Origin of the sequence: Microcoleus sp. S13C4 (assembly GCF_036700865.1) — a bacterium.
GTDB lineage: Bacteria > Cyanobacteriota > Cyanobacteriia > Cyanobacteriales > Microcoleaceae > Microcoleus.
Map to the genome: position 1 here is coordinate 1 of NZ_JAUBPS010000016.1, position 19825 is coordinate 19825.

The following is a 19825-nucleotide window of genomic DNA, read 5'->3' on the forward strand; positions in this document are numbered from 1 at the left end:
GTACCGCTAGCATCCTCTGCTTTATTTCCTGCAAAGGTACTGTTGATAATCGTACCCGGGGATTTTTCTCCCACCCACAAAGCACCACCTTGACTCTGCGCTAAATTGTTAGAAAAAGTAGTGTTGCTGATTGTGAATGCGCCGTTAGCAATTCGTAAGCCGCCGCCTAAAGCATCGCCGTTGCTGCTTTTGACGACTTGATTGTTGACTATTGTACTGCCTTCAACAATGATTTTGTCTGGGGGATATACAAAGAGAAACATCCCGCCGCCTTGCCCTGCGCCTTTGTTGCCCTCAAAGCGACTGTTCCGAATGGCGATCGTACCACCGACAGGTCCAGGTGTACTGTTTGTACCGGAAGCATTAGCACCGTCGGTGTAAATTGCACCGCCATAACCACTGGTATTTGCTCCGGCTGCCCCGGCAGTAGAATCGTTATTTAAAAAAGTAGAATTTTCGACGGTTAGGTTGCCTAAAAGGTGGTTAATTGCCCCACCGTTAATACCTTTGTTGTTAGTAAAAGTAGAGCCTTTGACGGTGAGAGAACCCCCGCTTTTCGTGGCGATCGCCCCGCCACCTCGTTCGCTGTTAGCCGATCGCCCATCGTTACCATCAAAGGTACTATTTGTCACATGGGTGGTACTCTTGAAGCCTGTATAAATGCCGCCACCAAAACCGGCAACATTATTATTGACTTGGCAATTTTCTAAAGTTAAAGTGCTGCTACTTCCTGTTTGAATGCCACCACCGGCGCTAGTTGTCTGATTATTTTGGTCAGTACCAGAAACTTTGCCGTTGGCAACAATCAGGTTTTTTAGAGTAACATTGGTTAAAGCTTCGGTGAGGATGACCCGCGAAGTATTGTTGCCACTGATGGTTAAATTAGCTGCACCAACTGCATCAATTGTCAAGTTTTTGTTGATGACAAGTTGACCAGAAGTGAGAGTAATTGTTTGGCTGGCAAGAGTGGAAACAAATTGAATGGTATCGCCGGCTGCTGCGGAGGCGATGGCATTTCTCAAGGAACCCGGTCCGCTATCATTAGTGTTAGTAACGGTAATAGTTCCTAAAGTCCCTCGGTAATCCGCCATTGCCTCTGGAGTCAAGGCTAGCGGTGCTTCAATATCACCTTTGGCAAACTCCAAATTCCAGTTACCACCGTAGCCAGTGCGATCGGTAGAGGCTGCAATATCAGCCCCGGTTAACTCGCCCAGGCGAGCGACAAAATCACTACCGGAACCCGCAGCAACATCGCAACCGTAAAGCACGATATCCGCTTTTTCGCTCAGGGCATTTCGCCACCCTTGCAACTGGCTTTCATATTGCGGCAAGTTATCGGAATTCAACGTCGCAGAACCAAGCTGCAAGCTACCAGAATTGCCGTGAGAAAAAATGTGAACCGATTCTATCGCCCCCTTAGTAGAGGCGTATTTTTCCATCTCCGAGGTGATTTTTTCGATGCCGTTTTTGGTACTATCGAGTATTACTACCTGCTGTCCCGGCAGCACTCCCGCTGTAATTGACTCGTAATCTTCCACGCCGGAGTCAATGAAGACTAAGGAGCGCACTGGCCGTTTTTTAAAAGAAGATTGTGAGTTAACTTGAGCGAATGTAGAACTCATATTGGAGACTCCATTAAGGGCATTATTAGTAGATACACCCCGGAGTTATCTCATTAAGTTTATTTGATAACTATGCGATTTTGGCAATTGACTTTTGTATGAATCGAGGTAATCTTAACTGAGGAGAACAGAGCCTAATTGCAGTTAGTCCGAACGGCCGTCAGAAGTTGTGCGAACTTTGTCAATCTCTATAAGAATAGAGCCATATTTTTGAAGTGCCGAGGTAATTTTCTCGATGCAGTCAGATTCCCCAGCCCAAATCCTGGAAACAAAATATCCACCTTCATTGATGCTGGAGTCTTGGAATACAAAGCTTTTGGATGGGGAATTTGCGTATTCCGAGGCGCGAGTCGTTTCCCTTAAAAAAGTCAACATATTGCGTCCTCCAAAAGTGAGTTTAGCGGTAGATACAGCCTTGGATTCAGAGCTTCTGAAATTGCCAGCGACCTTGTTTATTTCGCTTTTTCTTATTTAACCTATCTATCAGTTTCCCCTATTTCTGCAGCACTGCCATCCGCGATCACACGGAATTTATATGTGCGTGTTTTCCCTTACTTCCAACAAACGCGCAATTACAGATAGATCCGATATCCTACCGCTGATACCACTTTCAAAAAAGAATCTAAATCTAGGCCCGTGCTTCAAACCTCGATAGCGATTAGTCATTCGGGTAATGATGCACAGTAATGTTTTAATATTAAATCCACATAAATTTCCGAGGTAAAACTATGGAATGTCCTAATTGTCAAAGCGATTATTTTATTAAAAAGGGAAAGACTTCTTACGGTAAAGAGCGATTTAAATGTAAAACTTGTAGTCATCAGTCAGATTAAAAATCTCAATATAAGCAGATTTCACTCCTCTACTAAATCCTTAATTGAGCCGCTGATTTTAGAAAAAATTTCTTGAGCCGGAATTGCTAGAGCTACGGGGGTATCCATTCGATAGCGGCAGAATTATGTAAATAAAAATATGCCGAAATTTTGGGGGCAATTTTGGTGATAAAAAAACCGAAAAATTAATTGACTTTACAGCTAGATGAAATGTGGTCATTTGTCAAAAACCAGCGAAAAAAGCAATGGCTCTGGATACCTTTAGATCAAAATACCCGTAAAATTGTTGGACTTTATATTGGAGACCGCTCAAAAAATCTGCGGAAGAGCTCTAGAAATCTTTACCTCCTGTCTATAGACAATGTGCTGTTTGTTATACTGATTTTTGGGAATCTTATTAAGAAGTGCTACATTTTATAAGACATTGATCTGTAGGTAAAGAATCGGGAAAAACCAGTTAGATTGAAAGACTTAATAATACTTTACGGCAGCTAATTTCTCGTTTGATTCGTAAAACCTTGTCTTTCTCAAAAAAACTGCAAAACCATATTGAGGCAATTTTAAACTTTGTACATTACTATAATTTTTGCATCAGAACACGATATCATTACTGTGCTTGACTACCAAATTTTTATTGTGGAACAGGCATCTTGCCTGTTCCTGACAGAGGTATTAGAAAATTCACGAATTTTCTGTTGAGGGATTTACCGTGGGGTGGGGGCGGGTTTATGAGATTATCTGTTTTCGGCCATTATAGTTGGTGAAACCCGCCCATACAAAGCACAAACAAAAAATTATTACAATTGCTATTTTAATTCATCCAGTTTAGCTTTTATTGCCTGCATATCTTGCCACATATACCATTTCGGAGTCTCCGGTTCTCGGGAGGGGTTTCGCAGCAAGTAAGACGGGTGGAAAATCGGCATACACAAACGATTTTCCCATTCAATCCATTGACCTCTAATTTTACTAATGGGCCGCTTGTCGCTTAACAAACCTTTGAGGGCTGTTGCACCGGTTAATAAAATAATTTTGGGGTCTAAAATGCGAATTTGTTCGAGCAAGTATGGTTTGCAAGCTTCGATTTCTTTTGCTGTCGGAGGGCGGTTGTTGGGAGGGCGACATTTAATGACGTTGGCAATGAATACGTCGGTTTCTGCACTCAATCCCACGGATTCTAAAATCTTATCTAACAGTTTGCCCGATCGCCCGACGAAGGGCAATCCAGTTTCGTCTTCGTTTTGTCCGGGCGCTTCTCCCACAATCAAAATTGAGGCTTGAGGATTGCCCCGCCCGATGACAGCGTGAGTGCGCGTATTGCCTAATTCGCAGCGGTGACAGCGGTTGCAGTGCTCGCCGATTTGTTCCATATTTTGATAAGTGCCGGGAGGAATGGGAATTTTGGCATTTGCTGGTATTGAGTCAGTTTGGAAAGTGGCACTTTGATTGTTGTCAAAAAGGCTCAGTTGCAAGTCGCTGGACATAAATTTTACAATTAGGGAGATTTTTTTGAGTCTAGAGTTTATAGTTTAGATCGGGTTTGGTGATTTGAGTTTGGCTAGAAGCTTGTATGGGATGCTGTCGATCGCACAATCTCAAATTAATACTCGCAAGTCTGACATTATTTCGTTGAGCTCGTACAGGCAAAAATATGTTCTCTAACCCGTTTTTTGACGATCGCGCCGATGCAGGCGAAAAACTGGCCGAGGCAGTTGTGGACGAGTTCGGCAAGTTGAGTTTAATGACACAGAAGGCGGTGAAACCGATTGTTTACGCCTTGCCGCGCGGGGGTTTGCCCGTTGCTGTGCCGATTGCGCGCCGCTTGGGCTGTCCTTTGGATGTGGTTGTCGCTAAGAAAATTACTCGCCCAGATAATTTAGAATTGGCGATCGGGGCTGCAACTGCTGACGGTCACGTCCTCTGGGAAAAGCAAAAGCAGCACAATTTACGCTTGCAAAAATTAGCACTGCCCGTGGCTCAAAATAATGCTCAATCTCTGCTGGCAGATTTGTCTCCTGGACGCCCAAATATCAGCGCGGCGGGGGCTTTGGCGATTTTGGTAGATGACGGCATTGCTACGGGGATGACGATGGCTGTGGCGGCTAAGGCTTTGCAGTCGCAGCAACCGGCGGCTTTATGGATTTGCGCGCCTGTCGCCCCGGCAGATTTGATGGGATTTTTGGCCGGAATGGGCGATAAGGCGATCGTCCTGGAGACTCCTCACCCTTTTTACAGTGTCAGCCGCTTTTACGGGCAATTTCCGCAGGTTGAGACTGCGGAGGCTTTAAGGTGTTTGCAGCAACAAACGGAATGGCGATCGTAGGTTAAGCTAGAAGGCTAAATCCAAAAGCTCGATCGCTAAAACATGAGACCTTGGCAATATTGGTTGGACACTTTGATTCTGTCTACTCAGCACAATCCGCCTCGCTTTGTTGAGTTGGTGATGTTGACTTTGGCGATGATTTTGCTGGGGCTGTGGAGTGTAACATTGCAGTGGCAGTATTTAACGCTGTCTTTGAGTTATATAATTGGTTCGTCTTTTTCAATTTTGGTACGGGAATCCATCGGCCCACGGCCTCAATTTCAGCTAACTCACCTGACAGCATTGCTGTTATTAATTATCAGTTTTTATAGTTTTGCTGAACTGATTAGGTAGTTAAGGCCGTTTTGAGTTTTGAGTTTTGAATGGTAAGGGCTGGTTTTATACCCAGTTCGCCTTAAATATCCCCTTGATTTCTTAGCCCCTGTGAGTTCGGACGAGAAGCAAGTGTAATAGCGATTGAAATCGTCCAGTCTTCTCTACAGTCTCTACCGCTGATTGGATTGATGTAAAATTATGCGGTTGCCTGCAGGATCGAAGGCATAGATTTCTAGACCGTGAGAAGCTTTGATAATTTCTCCGCTGGGCGGATAACCTAAAGCCCAAATTCGGGCGATCGCAGTTTCGATATCGCTGACTTCCAAACACAAACTCATGCCTGTTTTTGCTCGATTTGCAAATTCCGATTTGTGGGAATCTTTAGGTTTGAATATACCAAGTCTTAAGCCTGGGAGTTGAAATTCCGCATAAGTATTGGGAATATAAGGGTTTGGCTCTATGTCGAGAAATTTTGTGTAAAATTTAACAAGAACTTCCTTATCTAGGTCTGCTAAAGTCACTAGGGCGGCGCTGTATTGGAAACTCATATAAATTGGTAATGGGGAATTGGTAATGGGAAATTAATAATATTATAACTTTCTATCTATTTAAAATCCTCCAATTCGTCCGACTATTTGGATTTTACCTTGTTGATCGCTTTTGAGAATCACAGCTTCGCCGCTTTGCGGTACAATATCAGTGATAGCGGTAATATTTACTTGATGCGTTACCATAATAATCGCGCCTTTAGTGTGGCGGTTGTCAACAATTAATTTGCGGATTGGATCTGTTTGTTGGGCTTCTTTTCTGCTATCGCTAAAGAATGAGTTCAACGCTGGGAACGGTTCGACTTTGCCTAAATTTATCAGTTTTGCTGTTTCCAAACACCGACACCACTGACTCGATAAAACTCTGGCAACTTTGATGTTGCGGTTGCGAAATTCGCCTCCAATTTGCTTGGCTTGGGTTCTTCCCTGTGCTGATAAATTCCGCTGCGTGGAACAGTCGCCCAACTTAAAGTTAGCAGGATCTCCCGTACCTGGGGCGATCGCGTGTCGCATTGCTACCACCAACCCCGTCTCCCCCCGCTGCAACAATTGCCACCCTGCTTGAGTTTGCGCGTTAGTTGCTGCGTTAGAACTTGCAGTTGCAGTAATTAAGCCGATCGACAATACTAAAGCTAGCGATCCGAAAAACCATTTCCAGTTAAGGTAAATCCGCGCAGCCATTGGTGCAGAAGTTAGAAATTAACTTATCATATTATAATACAACAAATATTGCTCTATGGAACTCACCAATTTTATTGCTCTGTCTGTCATTGTTGCCATCGTGCTGGGGATTGGGTTTGGAACAATGACTTGGGCTTACTTCGGCAAGGGCAGCATTTCTGTACTCTTTAAAGAACCAATTTTAACTTACCCAGAATTTCCAGATACCGAAAGCGGCAGTAAAGCTTCCGTTTATTTTCAACAAGGAATTGAGGCTTATCAGTCAGGAAAGTACCGCAAGGCAAAAGATAAATTTACCAGCGCTGTAGAACAAGTTTCAACTTTGGCAGAAGCTTACCACAATCGCGCCTTGGCTTGTGCGAATTTGCGATCGGATGAGGAGGCAGTTGCAGATTTGATCCGTGCCAGCGAATTATACCAACAGCAGGGGGCTGGATTTGCGATCGACACGATTAAACAAAATCTTGGCGCCTTGAAGCAGCGCAAATTAGAACGAGACAAACAAAAAGCAGTAGCCACATAAATTATTATGTTGGGGCAGTGGAACTCAACCCAAACCTAGAGTTTTGATCTGAAAAACCCGGTTTCTTGAGTTTGGTTGGGAGAAACCGGGTTTGTTTACAGAATTATTAAAGTTGAAACTCAAGATTTAACCTTCTCCCGCTCAACTAAATTGTTCTGGACTCTTCTATTTTGTCGATTTTAGAAATCAGCATTTCTCGGGTAGGTGCGACAACTCGATAATTAGTAATGGGATCGTAAGCTTCCCATTCTTGAGCCACTTCGCTGTCTTGCCACAAAAACCATTCCCGGTAAATTTCGCCGTCATCAATGTCGCCGCACAAGGGAAGCCAATCATCTCCTCCCAAGCTATCAAAATCTCCTCCTACTAAGTCAATCCAAGCTGCAAGGATACAAGAGTCAATAGCATTATTATTAACAGTGACTGCGTTAGAGTGAAGAGAAGTTTCGGGATAACAAAGTGTGGATTTCATAAGCTGTACCTGAATGTTATGTTATTAATTTATAAAAAAATCCTCTGCCGCAGTGACCGCAGAATGCCACTATCCTAACCTCCACAGTTCCCCCCTTGAAAAACCTGGACACCCAAAGCGCTCAAATGCCTCTGCTGTAAGACTTGAGACTGCTTTGAGTCAAGTCGCTACACAGGCTAAATTGAGCCACTTTGCCAAGTGGCATAGAAGAAAGCGCAATCGACCAAATATTGCGGGCGAGGGATCTCGCGTATTGAGGAGCGAAGACAGCGCGACTGCCAATTGTATACTTGGTAAGTTGGCGAGTTTCAGTACATTTTTTGTGATAAAATTAGTAGCAAGCGAACTTTCATACCGACATCCCGGTTTTGTCAAAAGCTTTCCAATAAGCTTTGCAACAGTGGTGCGATCGCCAGTTTTGATTTAGTGTTAATTTTGCGAAGTCCCGATCGACTGTTAGGGAAAAAAATTATGCAAGCAACCAACCAAGAAAGAATTATCGATCTGATAATCCACTATACCAACGGCAAACAGCAACACTTCCAGTTCAGTGCGCCAGAGGGAACAGTAGGAGAGCAAGCAACTTTAGGCACTCGCCTGCACAAAATGTTGACAGCAGACCCGATAATTCTCGAATTGGCAGATAAACTGGTAGTTATCCCAGTTCACAACATACAAAGTATTGAAATATCGCCGATTCCTTCCAAATTGCCAGAGGGTGTCCTTCATCCAATGCGAGAAATCTAGATAGAGCTAAGGTGTTCTGCATCTAAATTCAATTGAAAAGGCGGGCAAGATGCCCACCCCACGCCAGCTTTTAATAAACATAAATGTCCCAATTAAAGGCGCGACAACTTATTACAGCTAACTGATTGAAATTACCCAAAAACTTGTCGATTGCAGGGACGATATATGTCGCGTGAGTGAGGGGAATAATTGCAGGTCTTGCAGACTTTAACTTACCGAAAAAATGCTAGAACTCCACTGTCACACTACTTATTCCGACGGCACTCTCACCCCTGCCGAACTCGTAGCCGCGGCCGCGTCATCGGGGGTTCGCGCCTTGGCTGTCACGGATCACGATACGATGTCGGGTTGGGATGAAGCCTTCGCCGCTGCTGCTTTGCACGGTATAGAAATCGTGCCAGGACTCGAACTCAGCACTGTTCACAACGGCCGTTCGCTGCACATTTTAGGTTTTTATCCTGATGCCAATAAGTTGCGCGTTCCTTTGAACGATCGCCTGGAAGGAAGGTTCCGCCGATCGCAGGAAATGGTCGAAAAATTAGCAGCAATGGGATACGCGATCGAACTGCCAAAAACATCCCCAGGAATGGCACCGGGAAGGCCTCACATTGCCTCTGCACTGGTAAAAGCCGGTCACGCGAAATCATCGCGGGAAGCATTCGATCGCTGGCTGGGAGATGACGGCCCGGCTTATGTTCATTACGAGAAATTCTCGATAGTCGAAGGCATCGATTTACTGAAGAGTTGCGGCGCCGTACCAGTTTGGGCTCACCCTTATTTATTTCGCGGCGGCGCTGTTGAGGAAGTCTTAAAAGAATTAGTAGATGCTGGTTTAATGGGAGTTGAAGTATACCATCCCAGCCACAGTTCCAGCCAAATCCAAAAGTTGAAAGATTTGTGCCTTCATTACGGTTTGCTGGCAACTGGTGGCAGCGATTATCACGGCCCCGATCCTGAAAGGAAAGCAGCAGATAGCACCCAATTGAATATGCTGCATTTGCCGTTAGAATTACTGGAACCAATTAAAGTTGCTGCGGCGAGTTTGAAATAGTTTTTTAGAACGAATTTTGCGGATGTATACAGTTGTCACAAAAAAATCCTTGGCTTTTTGAGTGACGAGTTTGCCGGAAGTAAATCATTAGAAGAAGACCGAGGTCAAGCAGAATATAAATTAATATGAAGTTAAAGGCAATTGCAGCCGAGTTAATTTTACAATGTTACTATAGCAACTTGCCAAACGGAGCTTATTATGAGTGCAGAAGACAGAGCTAAGGCGATCGGCAAAAATTTAGAAGGCAAAGCTCAGGAAATTTTCGGTAATATTACGGGCAACAGAAAAGACCAGGTTGAAGGCAAAGCCAAACAAGCGGAAGCCTCCGCCCGCCACGCAGCAGAAGATGCTAAAAATGCGGTGAGAAATCTGGCAGATAAAGCCAAAAGGTCGATCGACAAATTGTAGAAACCGCGCTATACCAAATCTTGGCTAATAGAATTCGCTTCATATCAAATCCTTTGGTATCAATAGGGTTTGATATGATTTATTTTTGAAATGTGCATAAACTGGGTGACTCCTGCGACATCTCTTCAAAAGCGCAGTGGAGAAGTCCCTACGATTGTTAATTTTACACCGGATTAATTTCGTAGTAAGGACTTCAGTCCTTATCGCATTGCCTTTACGAAAAATTTTTGCTCAATTCTGCATAAAGCAGCCAAAACCTGCGATATCAGAGTATCAACACGCAAAAACTGGACTATGACGAGACATGATACCCCCGTCGAACCCTTAGCAGGTTTAGTTCCTGTAGGGGCAAGTTTCAACTTGTTGCTTCCACCCACGGGTTGGGAACTCAAACCGATTTCCTTGACCTTGTTACTGTTGGCAGGTTACAGCGCTATTTTCCCTGGGATAATCGAATTATCTCGATGTCATCCGAACGTCCCAGTGAACACCGACGAACAGTTACGCCAACTTCTACAACTCTTGAAAGACTCGCAAGAGGGGAGTAAGGAACAAGAAAGACTCAAAAATAAATTGTGCCAACTCATTCCCCATTTGCCCGGAATTCGCAAGAATCGCGATGTCAATCCTAATATTGATTTTGACGGCGCAGTGAATGAGGCCTATGGGGGTTTTTTCAAAACGCTGCCGAGATTTTTTCGGGAAATTGACCTCGATAATATCGCTGATGATGCGTTGCAAACCAGAGTGGTTAAGCGGTTCAATACAATCGTTAAACGCAAAGTATACGACCAATACAGCAAGTTAGAGCGGCAGCCTTTTACTTTTAGTTTGGATGCTCCAACTAAGAGCAAAACAGGTGAAAAATTTGATTCTGAAGGAGTGGCTGATGATACTACGGTCATAGGGATTGAGCAACTGATTGAGCAAGAACAAGTTAAAAATAAGGATCGCATCGGCCGCAAACTATGGCAGTGTATTGAAGACGATCCGACGGGAGAACTGCGAAACAGTTATCCCAATGAAAAAATAGATAAGACTCAGCCAAACACTCCCGAAAATCGTCGCCCTCGACCGGATGCCAATTGTCACATACTGGCAGTGCGATTGCTGCTGAAAGACCCTCCTGATAAATTATCGGTAATTGCCAGAGAGTTAAATATTGACTATCAAACTCTCAACTCTCACTGGAAAAGAACAGGTTTTGAACTCGTCAAAGAGATTGGCAATAGAATTGCTAAAGAATGTGGATATCAACCGGAGGAATAATGGTGAATAGCATGGATACTTATTTGTTACAAATTCCTCTGGAGCAAACTGCCCGCAATTTAGCTCTGCAATTTGCTTCAGAGCAAGCTAATCCGCAAAAAGGCAAGCGGGTTTATTTCAATACCCTGGCGGTTTGGGCAGTTAACTATTTTTTGGAATGGATGGAAATGGAAACCGATATTGATGGCGGTGATAGTTGGAATCCAGCAATGCGGGCGGTTTTGGATGTCGGCGATTTGGTTTTGCCGGGGATTGGCAAGATAGAATGCTGTCCGGTTCAGCTTGGAGAATCGGCGATTTCTCTGCCGGAAGTGCGAGGAAACCGCATTGCATATATCGTCGTTCAGTTTGCCGAACCTTTCGATAAGGTGAAACTTTTGGGCTTTATTTCGGCTGTGGAAATTCATGATGAAATTCAAGAGATTTCTCTAACTAATCTCAAACCACTTGAGGAATTGTGGGATTATTTAGATCGAATTGAGTTGGCGATTCCGCTGTTGCAAGGTGAAATTGAAGAGTTGCTATCTGATTTGGGAGAAAATGACCCCGTACAAGCACAAGTTCGGGAGAATTTGCAAAACAAATCTATTTCGGAAATTGTGGCAATTTTGAATAAAGTTTTGCACAGTAGTGAGAAATCTGACTGGGGATATGAAGGGGGGAAGGCTTTAGCGGGAAGTGGTTCTAGCAGTGGAGGTTTGGGAAATAGAGATATATCTTTCTCTCGTGATAAATCTTCACCTGTTGAGAAAGCTTCAGATATTGAGGAGGATGTGAAAGCAGAACTGAATCTGATTGCTGAAGATTTGTTGGAGAAGTTAGCTGAGATTTGGGGAGATGGTGAGGATTTTGCCTTGTCATAAATCGGCAATCTCCTAGAAATATGGATAAATTTCCCTGACTTGTAGGGGCGGCTTCACTAACCATATCTGATAAAAATCAAAAATTAAAAAAAACCGCCCCTACAAGTCATCAATACGAAAAAAAAATTAAAATATTGCGTTTTTGGGTTTTTTGCATGGGGTGGGGGCGGGTTTTGGAGTTTATTTGTTTTTGGCGCTGGTGGTTGGTGAACCCGCCCCTACAACATTCCAAAGACAAATATCTAGAATTTTTCAGGAATCTGCATAATTATCCCCCAAATTACCGATAGAGATATATACAGAATAAAGGGAAACTCCAATGGACGAACAACGCATCGCCGCCTATCTCGAACTGATTCAAGCCCTGCTTGAGTGCCCTAGCGGTACAGTAAATGATATTCTCAACGCCAATCGAGACTTAGTTGATGCCAATTTTGTGCAACTCATGGCAGCGGAAGCGGAGAAGATGGCGGCAGAGGGTAACTCCAATGTAAGTTGGTTGCAAAGTCTTGCTGCATATTTGGCAAATTATATCAGCAGTACAGCAACTTCTGATGAGTATTTATCTTTTTTTGGGGAGGTATTACAAGCAACGATGGAAAGTGGTGGAAATCCTCAAGTTGTCTATTCTATTTTAGGACAAAACTTCGACAAATTGGATTTAAATCTTGCTCAAGTATTACAAGCTTGGGCAACATCCAAATTCACAGAAGTTACCTCAGAACAAGCTGCATACATCGCTGCAGTTATTGCTCAATTTGGCAATTTAATTCAGCAGTTTCCCCTGGGGCGGCGGGCATGGAATTTAGAAATTTGTATTGCTTGTTATACCGCAGCCTTAGAAGTCCGTACCCGCAAAGATTATCCCGAAGATTGGGCTATGACTCAAAACAATTTGGCGGCCGCCTATAGTGACAGAATAGAGGGTGTGAGGGCGGCGAATATTGAACTTGCGATCGCCTGTTATACCGCAGCATTAGAAGTCCGTACCCGCAAGGATTATCCCGAACATTGGGCAGGGACTCAAAATAATTTGGCGGCTGCCTATGGTAACAGAATAGCAGGAGTCAAGGCAGAGAATATTGAACTTGCGATCGCCCGTTCTACCGCAGCCTTAGAAGTCTATAAGCGAGAGAATTATCCCGAAGATTGGGCTATCACTCAAAATAATTTGGCGATTGCCTATTGTGACAGAATAGCAGGAGTCAAGGCAGAGAATATTGAACTTGCGATCGCCCGTTATACCGCAGCCTTAGAAGTCCGTACCCGCAAGGATTATCCCGAAGATTGGGCTATGACTCAAAACAATTTGGCGGCCGCCTATAGTGACAGAATAGAGGGTGTGAGGGCGGTGAATATTGAACTTGCGATCGCCTGTTATACCGCTGCCTTAGAAGTCTATAAGTGCGAGAATTATCCCGAAGATTGGGCAATGACTCAAAACAATTTGGGAAATGCCTATAGTAAGAGAATAGCAGGAGTCAGGGCGGGGAATATTGAACTTGCGATCGCCAGTTATACCGCAGCCTTAGAAGTCTATACCCGCGAGAATTATCCCGAACAATGGGCTATGACTCAAAACAATTTGGGGGAAGCCTATAGAAACACAATAGCAGGAGTCAGGGCCGAGAATATTGAAATTGCGATCGCCTATTATACCGCTGCCTTAGAAGTCTATAAGTGCCAGAATTATCCCGAAGATTGGGCAATGACTCAAAACAATTTGGGAAATGCCTATAGTAAGAGAATAGCAGGAGTCAGGGCGGGGAATATTGAACTTGCGATCGCCCGTTATACCGCAGCCTTAAAAGTCCGTACCCGCGAGAATTATCCCGAATATTGGGCAATGACTCAAAACAATTTGGGGGAAGCCTATCGTAACAGAATAGCAGGAGTCATGGCCGAGAATATTGAAGAGGCAATTTCTTGTTTCCGCTTAGCATTACAAATTCGCACTCCTACTACTTTCCCTTTAGACTGCTTGCAATCTGGTAGAAACCTCGGCAATACCGCTTTCACTGCTGGCTTCTGGGATATCGCCCTGGAAGGATTCGAGCAAGCAATCCAAGCAGTAGAAAAAAGCAGAAGTTGGGCAACTTCAGACGATATCCGCCAACAGATTATAGCAGAATCTATAGAAGTTTACGAAAAGGCTATTCAAGCTGCTGTCAACAACAATCAACTGGAAAAAGCCATCGAATATTGTGACAGAACCCGTGCTCAGCGTTTAGTCGATTTAATGCACAGCAATGATTTGTATGCTAGCGGGGAAATCCCGCCGGAAGTGCAAAAATATTTGCAGGAATTTGAAGCGAAGCAGCGGGAAATTGACGCAGAAGTCGAACAACTCCGCAATCCATCTGAGGGGAATAAGGGATTAGCTGGTGTGGGGAGTCAGTCGCGGAGTCGGGCGGATACTTCTGCTTACACGGAGAAGATTCAAGAATTGGAAGCCCAGAAACAGCGAATCTGGGAAAACATCCGCAGTTTAGATCCAGTTTTAGCTGGACAAGTTCAAGTCTATCCGATGCAGTTTGCGGCGATGCAGCAATTGATTGACAATTCGCAGACGGCGATTCTCTGTTTTTATACCACGACAGATGACACTCATGTTTTTGTGATTTACAAGGATAAAGCGCCGCAAATTCACACTTGTCAGGGAGAGGGTTTGGGAATTTTTCAGAAGTGGATTTTTGAGAGTTGGTTGTCGCCTTATTTGCTGGATCGGAAAATTTGGCAACAGGGGATAGGTGAGTTTTTGTCTCAGTTGTCGCAGCGGTTGAAAGTTGATGAGTTGATTGGTAATTGTTTGGATGGGATTGAGGAATTGATTGTGATTCCGCATTTGTATTTGCATCAGATTCCGCTGGCGGCATTGCCGATAGAACCTCCCCAACCGAGGGCGGGCACGGGGGCACCGCCCCTACGAAGGGTGTTCCTTGGTGACAAATTCCTAATTCGTTACGTGCCCAGTTGCCGAATCTTGGAGTATTGCAATCAACGCCCAACCATCGAATCGCCCAAATACGGGATTGTGGAAAATGCCACGGATGACTTGTACTTCACTCCTTTTGAGTGCGAACAAATTGCCGAAATTGTGACCAAAGCTGAGCGCTTAAAAGGAAGTCAAGAAGCAACAGTCGCAGCCTATCGAAACCTCGCCCAAAATATGAATATAATCCACTCCAGTCACCACGCTGTCTCGCGTTTAGACAATCCTTTAGAATCGCGCTTGTTTTTAGGAGACGGGAGTATCACATTAGGGGAATTGATGACACCTGGTTGGCGCTTGCCACAGTTATCCGATGTGTTTATGTCCTGCTGCGAAACTAATTTAGGAGGGACGGAAATTACCGATAATCTGCTCAGTTTGGGAACGGGATTTTTGTGTGCGGGGGCGCGGAGTGTGGTCAGCACTTTGTGGGCGGTGGATGATTTTGCTACTTCGTTGTTTTCGATTTTTTACTATCAGTATCGTCGGGAAGGTTTGAGTCGTCCAGAGGCTTTGTGGCGGGCACAGGTGAGGTTGCGGACAATTTCGGGGGCGGAGTTGAAAGAGCTTTATCAACCGCAAATCGATCCGTTGCTTCAGAGAATTATTGGGGATTTAAAGTCAAAATTGGCTGTGGCTCAAAAGGAAAAACAAAAGTTAAAATTGCAGCAGAAATCCTACCACAAGGAGACGGATGAGTTTAATAAGTTGGGGGCGGAGTTGAAGAAAATAACGAAGCGGGAGAATCAGATTCAGAAACAGAAGGAAGGATATGAGAGTTTGAAAGAAAATATTTACACTATGTCAAATCCTTTTGATGATTTGAGTTATTGGTCGGGGTTTATTTGTCAGGGGTTGCATTGACTAGACTGAGGAACTCCGGCTGAAGAAACCGGGTTTTTTACCGAATCTTTTGGCCGCAACCCGTCTTTTCGTAGAAAAACCCGGTTTCTGGGCTCCGATGCTAAATCCTATGAGTTTAACACTCCTCCTAGCGAGGACTTTGGCTATGAGACAGGGAATTAATTCCCTGTCGGACTTTCGGCAAAACGCGCTATTTCATCCACATTAATCAGAGTTTATCTCCGGTTAAAAATCGGGTTCTGCGGCTAAAAGCTCGATCGACAAATCCATCTGTTCCTTCCCCCGCGCCAAAAATCTTTCGCACTCCTGCCAACACTCCACAGCCACCCCAAACTGCTCGAAAACCTCCTCTAGAGGCAACTCTCCCGATTCAACCCGATCGATAATCGCTTCAATTCGATCGACCGTTTCTTCATAATTCCAGTCAGACTGGCGCAACTGCGAATCAATCATAACTTTTCTTCAGCATCCAATACTTCTACAATCTTAACTTTCAGCTCTCCCCGACTCAATCTCACAGTCAATTCCTCTCCCAATTCCAAACCGTCAGTTTTGCGGACGATCGTACCGTCACTTTGGATTACCGCCGCATAACCCCTTTGCAATACCGCAGCCGGATTCAGGGCGGATAACTTTTCTTGCAATACTTCTAGTTTACCAGTTGCTTGTCGCAAAGTTCGGGATGTCGCAGGCAAACGTTTTAATCGGTTTTGTAACAGTTGCAAATGCTCTTCTTCTGTCTGAAATCTGGTTCGCACAGCGTTTGCTAAATTGACCATTCGCTGCTTGTGTTCAAAGTAAATATCTGCTAAAATTGGTACTGCTTGAGCGGCTGCCGCAGTCGGAGTGTGGGCTCGTTTATCTGCTACTAAATCGGCGAGAGATTCGTCTCTTTCGTGTCCGATACCTGTAATAATTGGAATCGCACAATTCGCGATCGCCCTGACAACTCTCTCATCATTAAAACAAGCCAAATCTTCCGCAGAACCGCCGCCCCGCCCTAAAATGATCACATCAGCCCTACCGTCCAATTCTACGCGGGCGATCGCCCTAGCAATGGCAGCAGCAGCCAATTCTCCCTGCACTCCTGTCGGCGACAGCAACACCCGCAAACCCGGATATCTTTGGGCTAGAGTGCGCTGAATGTCTCCCCAAGCAGCGCCAGTATCGGATGTCACCACGGCCACAATTTGCGGGTGTGCGGGAATCGGGCGCTTTCTGGCGGGATCGAAGAAACCCTCAGCATCCAAGCGCGATCGCAATTGCTGCAACCGCAAAGCCTGCAATCCTTCCCCAGCCGGTAGCGATTGCACAACAGTCAACTGGTACTCGCCGCGATTTTTGTAAACCCGGATGCTTCCCAAAACCAGCAACTGTTCCCCTTTTTCCGGGATTTGCACCAATTTTTGCCGCTGAGAATTCCACACTACGCAGCGAATAGCAGCGCTTTTGTCGGTGTCGCACAGAGTGAAAAAGCAGCCGCTGGGGTGGTGCGAAACGTTCGACACCTCGCCTGTCAGCCAAACTGATTGCAGGTTGCGATCGCCCTCCAACAAGTCTTGCAGGTAAGATGTTAGTCCGGCAACAGATAAAGCTGTATCGGGAAGAATTGAACTCATCCAATTTTAGATTTTAGATTTTAGATTTTAGATTTAGGCTACTATCAATACTTCGGACAGTGTGCGATTGCCAAGCGTAAAATAAGGGTGTCAGGGCTATGGCAGAATCGACTTGCTAACGGAAAATCCAGGGTTTCCGACTAGGATCTCAAAATAGTCCGGACTATTGTAGTATATCTAAGGTAATTTATTGGTAGGCTGAGCGGACGATAGTAATTTTAACTGCAAACAAACTAATGATATCAGATACAATGACTTCGATGAATGTGCTGCGCCAAGAGGCTGCGGCGATCGGCATTACTGAGGAAGAAGCCAGAAAATATGGCGACCTCCGACATAAAAGAACTTGGTCTTTGGCGATCGAACATCACCTCTCAATGCAAGATTTTGCCGATCGCATAGAACAATCCTTCACAACTTCCGAACCCGATTCCTCCAGCGCACTCAACCAATCTCAGACTGCGGAGTCGAAAGACTATAGTATTCAGCTAACTGCGAACCTAGGCGAATCTAGAGTAACCAGGGAGAACCAAACAGCATCTCTTGCTTCGCCACAACAGCAAGCAGTAGCAATCGGGCCGCACGGTAATTCCGACCACCGCAGCGACCAAAACCGAGGTTTTAAACAAGTAGTTCAAAATCATATTAAAGCATTAACAATTGCATCCGCCTCCCGCATAAATCTGCCCCATTCACAACTGGGCAATTGGGTTTGTCCTGAGTGTGGACCCGAGGGCGAATTGGATTGTTACCTTTGCGCCGGAGAAGGCAATGTAGGGGACATGGCAGCTATTGGGTGGACGCTAGCTTATATGGAAATGTTGGGCTGTTCTGCTCGCGAAATTGAACCGTTGAGAAAAATTTCGCCTTCATCGAATATTCTGGAGTTGAATTTAAAAGTTTGTGTTGCTATCAAACAAAGTAGCGAAGTTTTAGCGAGGACGGAGAAATGGGTAATTAGCCATTAGTTACCTGCAAGCTCAACCAAATTAAGTATTGATTCTAGCTTTTTCAAAGCAACTTCCAAATCGTCATTAACAACTTGGAAATCGAATTCCCCAGCAGCTTCAATTTCCTCTTTAGCCCGCAGCAACCGACGGGCGATCGCACTTTCGGAATCTTGACCCCGACTCCGCAAGCGCCGTTCCAATTCTTCCCAAGAAGGAGGTAAAATAAAAATTCGCAGCGCCTCTGGAAAATTATTCCTAATTTGCCTAGCCCCTTCGAGCTCAATTTCGAGCAATACCCATTTTCCCTCACCAATTCCTTGCTTGAGACCAAAATAAGGAGTACCGTAAAAATTACCGGCAAACTCGGCCCATTCCGCCAACTCTCCAGCCTCAACCATTTGTTCAAAGCGGCTGCGGCTGACAAAATAGTAGTGCTGTCCCTCAATTTCTCCCTCACGGGGCGATCGAGTTGTCACCGATACCGACAGATACAATTCGGAATGGCGATTAAGGAGCGATCGTACTAAGGTGCCTTTCCCCACACCGCTAGGCCCCGTCAGAACAATTAATTTACCAGATTTCATTTTTAGAATAGAAACGTGTAACAATTTAAGTTTCCGCTTACTTTAGACTGTAAACGCTCAAATTGCAACTGACAAACCTCAATCATCCCGACCTTGACCGTCTTTGCTCACCACAAAACGATTAGCAACCGTTTCCGGCTGAATCGCCGAGAGGATGACGTGACTCGAATCTGTAATAATTACCGCTCTCGTGCGGCGCCCGTAAGTCGCGTCAACCAGTTGTCCCCGCTCCCGCGCATCAGTAATAATCCGCTTAATTGGCGCTGACTCGGGACTGACAATGGCAATCACTCGATTAGCAGACACAATGTTACCAAAACCGATATTAATTAATTGAATATCCATGAAAATCTTAATCTGTAGGTGAACGACTAACTATCAATCCTTACTTTTTATCATATATACAAATATTTTTTAGTACAATCCTCAAATTAATCCCAACTAAGTTTTTTAGTTGAGATTAATTTTTTACCCTTTTGACACCGAGTACCCCGTTCTTTATCAAAAATTTAAAAAATACTCGCTGTTGCCGCTCTATCTTAAAGATTCGGTAAATTCGTCGATTTTTAGTTGCTAATAAACGCATTAGCTGTATCGATCAAACAATCTGTAAATGTTGCGAAATATAAATTTAATTTTCAAAATAGGAAAAATAAGTAGAATCAGTGATAAATAGTAGTAAATATTTGCCAAGCGAAAGTCTATACTAACACTATTGAGACTGATGCTGCTTTGATGAGGTTTCCAACCTAAACTACAAGCTGCTGGCGATCGCACATCAGCCCCAATTTCCCACCAAAAGATTGGGGATGATGTGCCAAAATACAGATGTTTATTGCATGATGTTCTACACTAAGATGGGTTGGTATGGAAAATTTTATTCCTATTAATGCCAATGAAAAAAGTGTGGCTCCAATTATCATTTTTATAACCCTAAAACTTACGCAAAAAGTTGTTTTTCGCATAAATTATAGCGTATTTCAGGTTTATTAAGTGTAGGGACACGGCATTGCCGTGTCCCTAGGAGGAACTGTTGTGTGGTTCATAAACCTGGAATCTTCTGGGTAGCAGTAAGACTTCATCCACACCGCACCGTACACATACAGGATATGTATCAATACTTCTCGGTTAAGCTCAAAATCAGGTAGACTGGTATTGATT

20 protein-coding genes and 1 pseudogene are annotated in these 19825 nt (G+C 44.4%); 11 read left to right on the forward strand and 10 right to left on the reverse strand.

Going from position 1 to position 19825, the window contains the following annotated elements; all coding sequences use genetic code 11:
- Both QT996_RS09180 and QT996_RS09185 read right to left on the reverse strand, forming a co-directional pair.
- Positions 1 to 1622: DUF4347 domain-containing protein (locus QT996_RS09180; protein WP_333046022.1), on the reverse strand; the 1622-nt coding region annotated here is incomplete at its 3' end.
- Positions 1623 to 1766: 144 nt separating this feature from the next.
- Positions 1767 to 1997, reverse strand: coding sequence for a hypothetical protein (locus QT996_RS09185; protein WP_333046024.1), 231 nt, complete (start codon positions 1995 to 1997; stop codon positions 1767 to 1769).
- A 353-nt stretch (positions 1998 to 2350) separates the two neighbouring features.
- Here QT996_RS09185 and QT996_RS09190 point away from each other — a divergent pair.
- Positions 2351 to 3075: pseudogene (locus QT996_RS09190) on the forward strand (IS1 family transposase).
- 186 nt (positions 3076 to 3261) lie between these two features.
- On the opposite strand, the gene QT996_RS09195 reads toward QT996_RS09190, so the two are convergent.
- Positions 3262 to 3939 (reverse strand): uracil-DNA glycosylase, encoded by a 678-nt coding sequence (locus tag QT996_RS09195; RefSeq protein WP_333046025.1) that lies wholly within the window; start codon positions 3937 to 3939, stop codon positions 3262 to 3264.
- Between the two features lie 167 nt (positions 3940 to 4106).
- Here QT996_RS09195 and QT996_RS09200 point away from each other — a divergent pair, with 167 nt between their 5' ends.
- Together QT996_RS09200 and QT996_RS09205 are read left to right on the forward strand one after the other, a co-directional pair.
- Positions 4107 to 4778: a phosphoribosyltransferase family protein gene (locus tag QT996_RS09200; protein ID WP_333046026.1), complete on the forward strand. Its 672-nt coding sequence runs from the start codon at positions 4107 to 4109 to the stop codon at positions 4776 to 4778.
- Positions 4779 to 4820: 42 nt separating this feature from the next.
- Entirely contained in the window at positions 4821 to 5111 is a 291-nt protein-coding gene (locus QT996_RS09205) for a hypothetical protein (RefSeq protein ID WP_190661269.1), read from the forward strand.
- A 152-nt stretch (positions 5112 to 5263) separates the two neighbouring features.
- Here QT996_RS09205 and QT996_RS09210 read toward each other — a convergent pair whose 3' ends face one another.
- Entirely contained in the window at positions 5264 to 5641 is a 378-nt protein-coding gene (locus tag QT996_RS09210) for a VOC family protein (RefSeq protein ID WP_333046027.1), read from the reverse strand.
- A gap of 60 nt (positions 5642 to 5701) precedes the next feature.
- Positions 5702 to 6322 (reverse strand): histidine phosphatase family protein, encoded by a 621-nt coding sequence (locus QT996_RS09215; RefSeq protein WP_333046029.1) that lies wholly within the window; start codon positions 6320 to 6322, stop codon positions 5702 to 5704.
- 55 nt (positions 6323 to 6377) lie between these two features.
- Here QT996_RS09215 and QT996_RS09220 point away from each other — a divergent pair, with 55 nt between their 5' ends.
- Entirely contained in the window at positions 6378 to 6845 is a 468-nt protein-coding gene (locus QT996_RS09220; protein ID WP_333046030.1) for a hypothetical protein, read from the forward strand.
- 145 nt (positions 6846 to 6990) lie between these two features.
- Here QT996_RS09220 and QT996_RS09225 read toward each other — a convergent pair whose 3' ends face one another.
- On the reverse strand, positions 6991 to 7317 hold the full coding sequence (locus tag QT996_RS09225) for a hypothetical protein (protein ID WP_333046031.1): 327 nt from the start codon (positions 7315 to 7317) through the stop codon (positions 6991 to 6993).
- Between the two features lie 471 nt (positions 7318 to 7788).
- Between QT996_RS09225 and QT996_RS09230 the strand changes: the two genes are divergently transcribed.
- The 6 genes from QT996_RS09230 (at position 7789) to QT996_RS09255 (ending at position 15511) form a co-directional block, all read left to right on the forward strand.
- Positions 7789 to 8064, forward strand: a complete 276-nt coding sequence (locus QT996_RS09230) for a hypothetical protein (protein ID WP_333046033.1) — start codon at positions 7789 to 7791, stop codon at positions 8062 to 8064.
- Positions 8065 to 8287: 223 nt separating this feature from the next.
- Positions 8288 to 9115 (forward strand): PHP domain-containing protein, encoded by an 828-nt coding sequence (locus QT996_RS09235; protein WP_039886987.1) that lies wholly within the window; start codon positions 8288 to 8290, stop codon positions 9113 to 9115.
- 198 nt (positions 9116 to 9313) lie between these two features.
- Complete coding sequence (locus QT996_RS09240; protein ID WP_333046036.1) at positions 9314 to 9523, forward strand: CsbD family protein; 210 nt, start codon at positions 9314 to 9316, stop codon at positions 9521 to 9523.
- A gap of 294 nt (positions 9524 to 9817) precedes the next feature.
- Positions 9818 to 10792 carry a hypothetical protein gene (locus tag QT996_RS09245; protein ID WP_333046037.1) on the forward strand — a complete coding sequence of 325 codons (975 nt, stop codon included), beginning with the start codon at positions 9818 to 9820 and terminating at the stop codon, positions 10790 to 10792.
- Positions 10792 to 11655, forward strand: coding sequence for a DUF1822 family protein (locus tag QT996_RS09250; protein WP_333046039.1), 864 nt, complete (start codon positions 10792 to 10794; stop codon positions 11653 to 11655). Before QT996_RS09245 ends, QT996_RS09250 begins: the two co-directional genes overlap by 1 nt.
- Positions 11656 to 11974: 319 nt before the next feature.
- Positions 11975 to 15511 (forward strand): CHAT domain-containing tetratricopeptide repeat protein, encoded by a 3537-nt coding sequence (locus tag QT996_RS09255; protein WP_333046041.1) that lies wholly within the window; start codon positions 11975 to 11977, stop codon positions 15509 to 15511.
- 225 nt (positions 15512 to 15736) lie between these two features.
- Here QT996_RS09255 and xseB read toward each other — a convergent pair whose 3' ends face one another.
- Positions 15737 to 15964: an exodeoxyribonuclease VII small subunit gene (gene xseB / locus QT996_RS09260; protein ID WP_333046043.1), complete on the reverse strand. Its 228-nt coding sequence runs from the start codon at positions 15962 to 15964 to the stop codon at positions 15737 to 15739.
- Positions 15961 to 17130 (reverse strand): exodeoxyribonuclease VII large subunit, encoded by a 1170-nt coding sequence (xseA, locus tag QT996_RS09265; RefSeq protein WP_333046044.1) that lies wholly within the window; start codon positions 17128 to 17130, stop codon positions 15961 to 15963. Before xseA ends, xseB begins: the two co-directional genes overlap by 4 nt.
- Before the next feature lie 236 nt (positions 17131 to 17366).
- Between xseA and QT996_RS09270 the strand changes: the two genes are divergently transcribed.
- Positions 17367 to 18098 (forward strand): hypothetical protein, encoded by a 732-nt coding sequence (locus tag QT996_RS09270; RefSeq protein WP_333046045.1) that lies wholly within the window; start codon positions 17367 to 17369, stop codon positions 18096 to 18098.
- On the opposite strand, the gene gmk is transcribed toward QT996_RS09270, so the two are convergent.
- Together gmk and remA are read right to left on the reverse strand one after the other, a co-directional pair.
- The gene (gene gmk / locus QT996_RS09275) at positions 18095 to 18664 is read right to left on the reverse strand and encodes a guanylate kinase (RefSeq protein ID WP_333046046.1); all 570 of its coding nucleotides are present in this window, start codon (positions 18662 to 18664) and stop codon (positions 18095 to 18097) included. The two genes, QT996_RS09270 and gmk, sit on opposite strands and share 4 nt — an antisense overlap.
- Before the next feature lie 78 nt (positions 18665 to 18742).
- A complete protein-coding gene (remA, locus tag QT996_RS09280; RefSeq protein WP_333046047.1) occupies positions 18743 to 19009 on the reverse strand; it encodes an extracellular matrix/biofilm regulator RemA in 267 nt (88 codons plus the stop codon).
- Positions 19010 to 19825 lie beyond the last annotated feature (816 nt).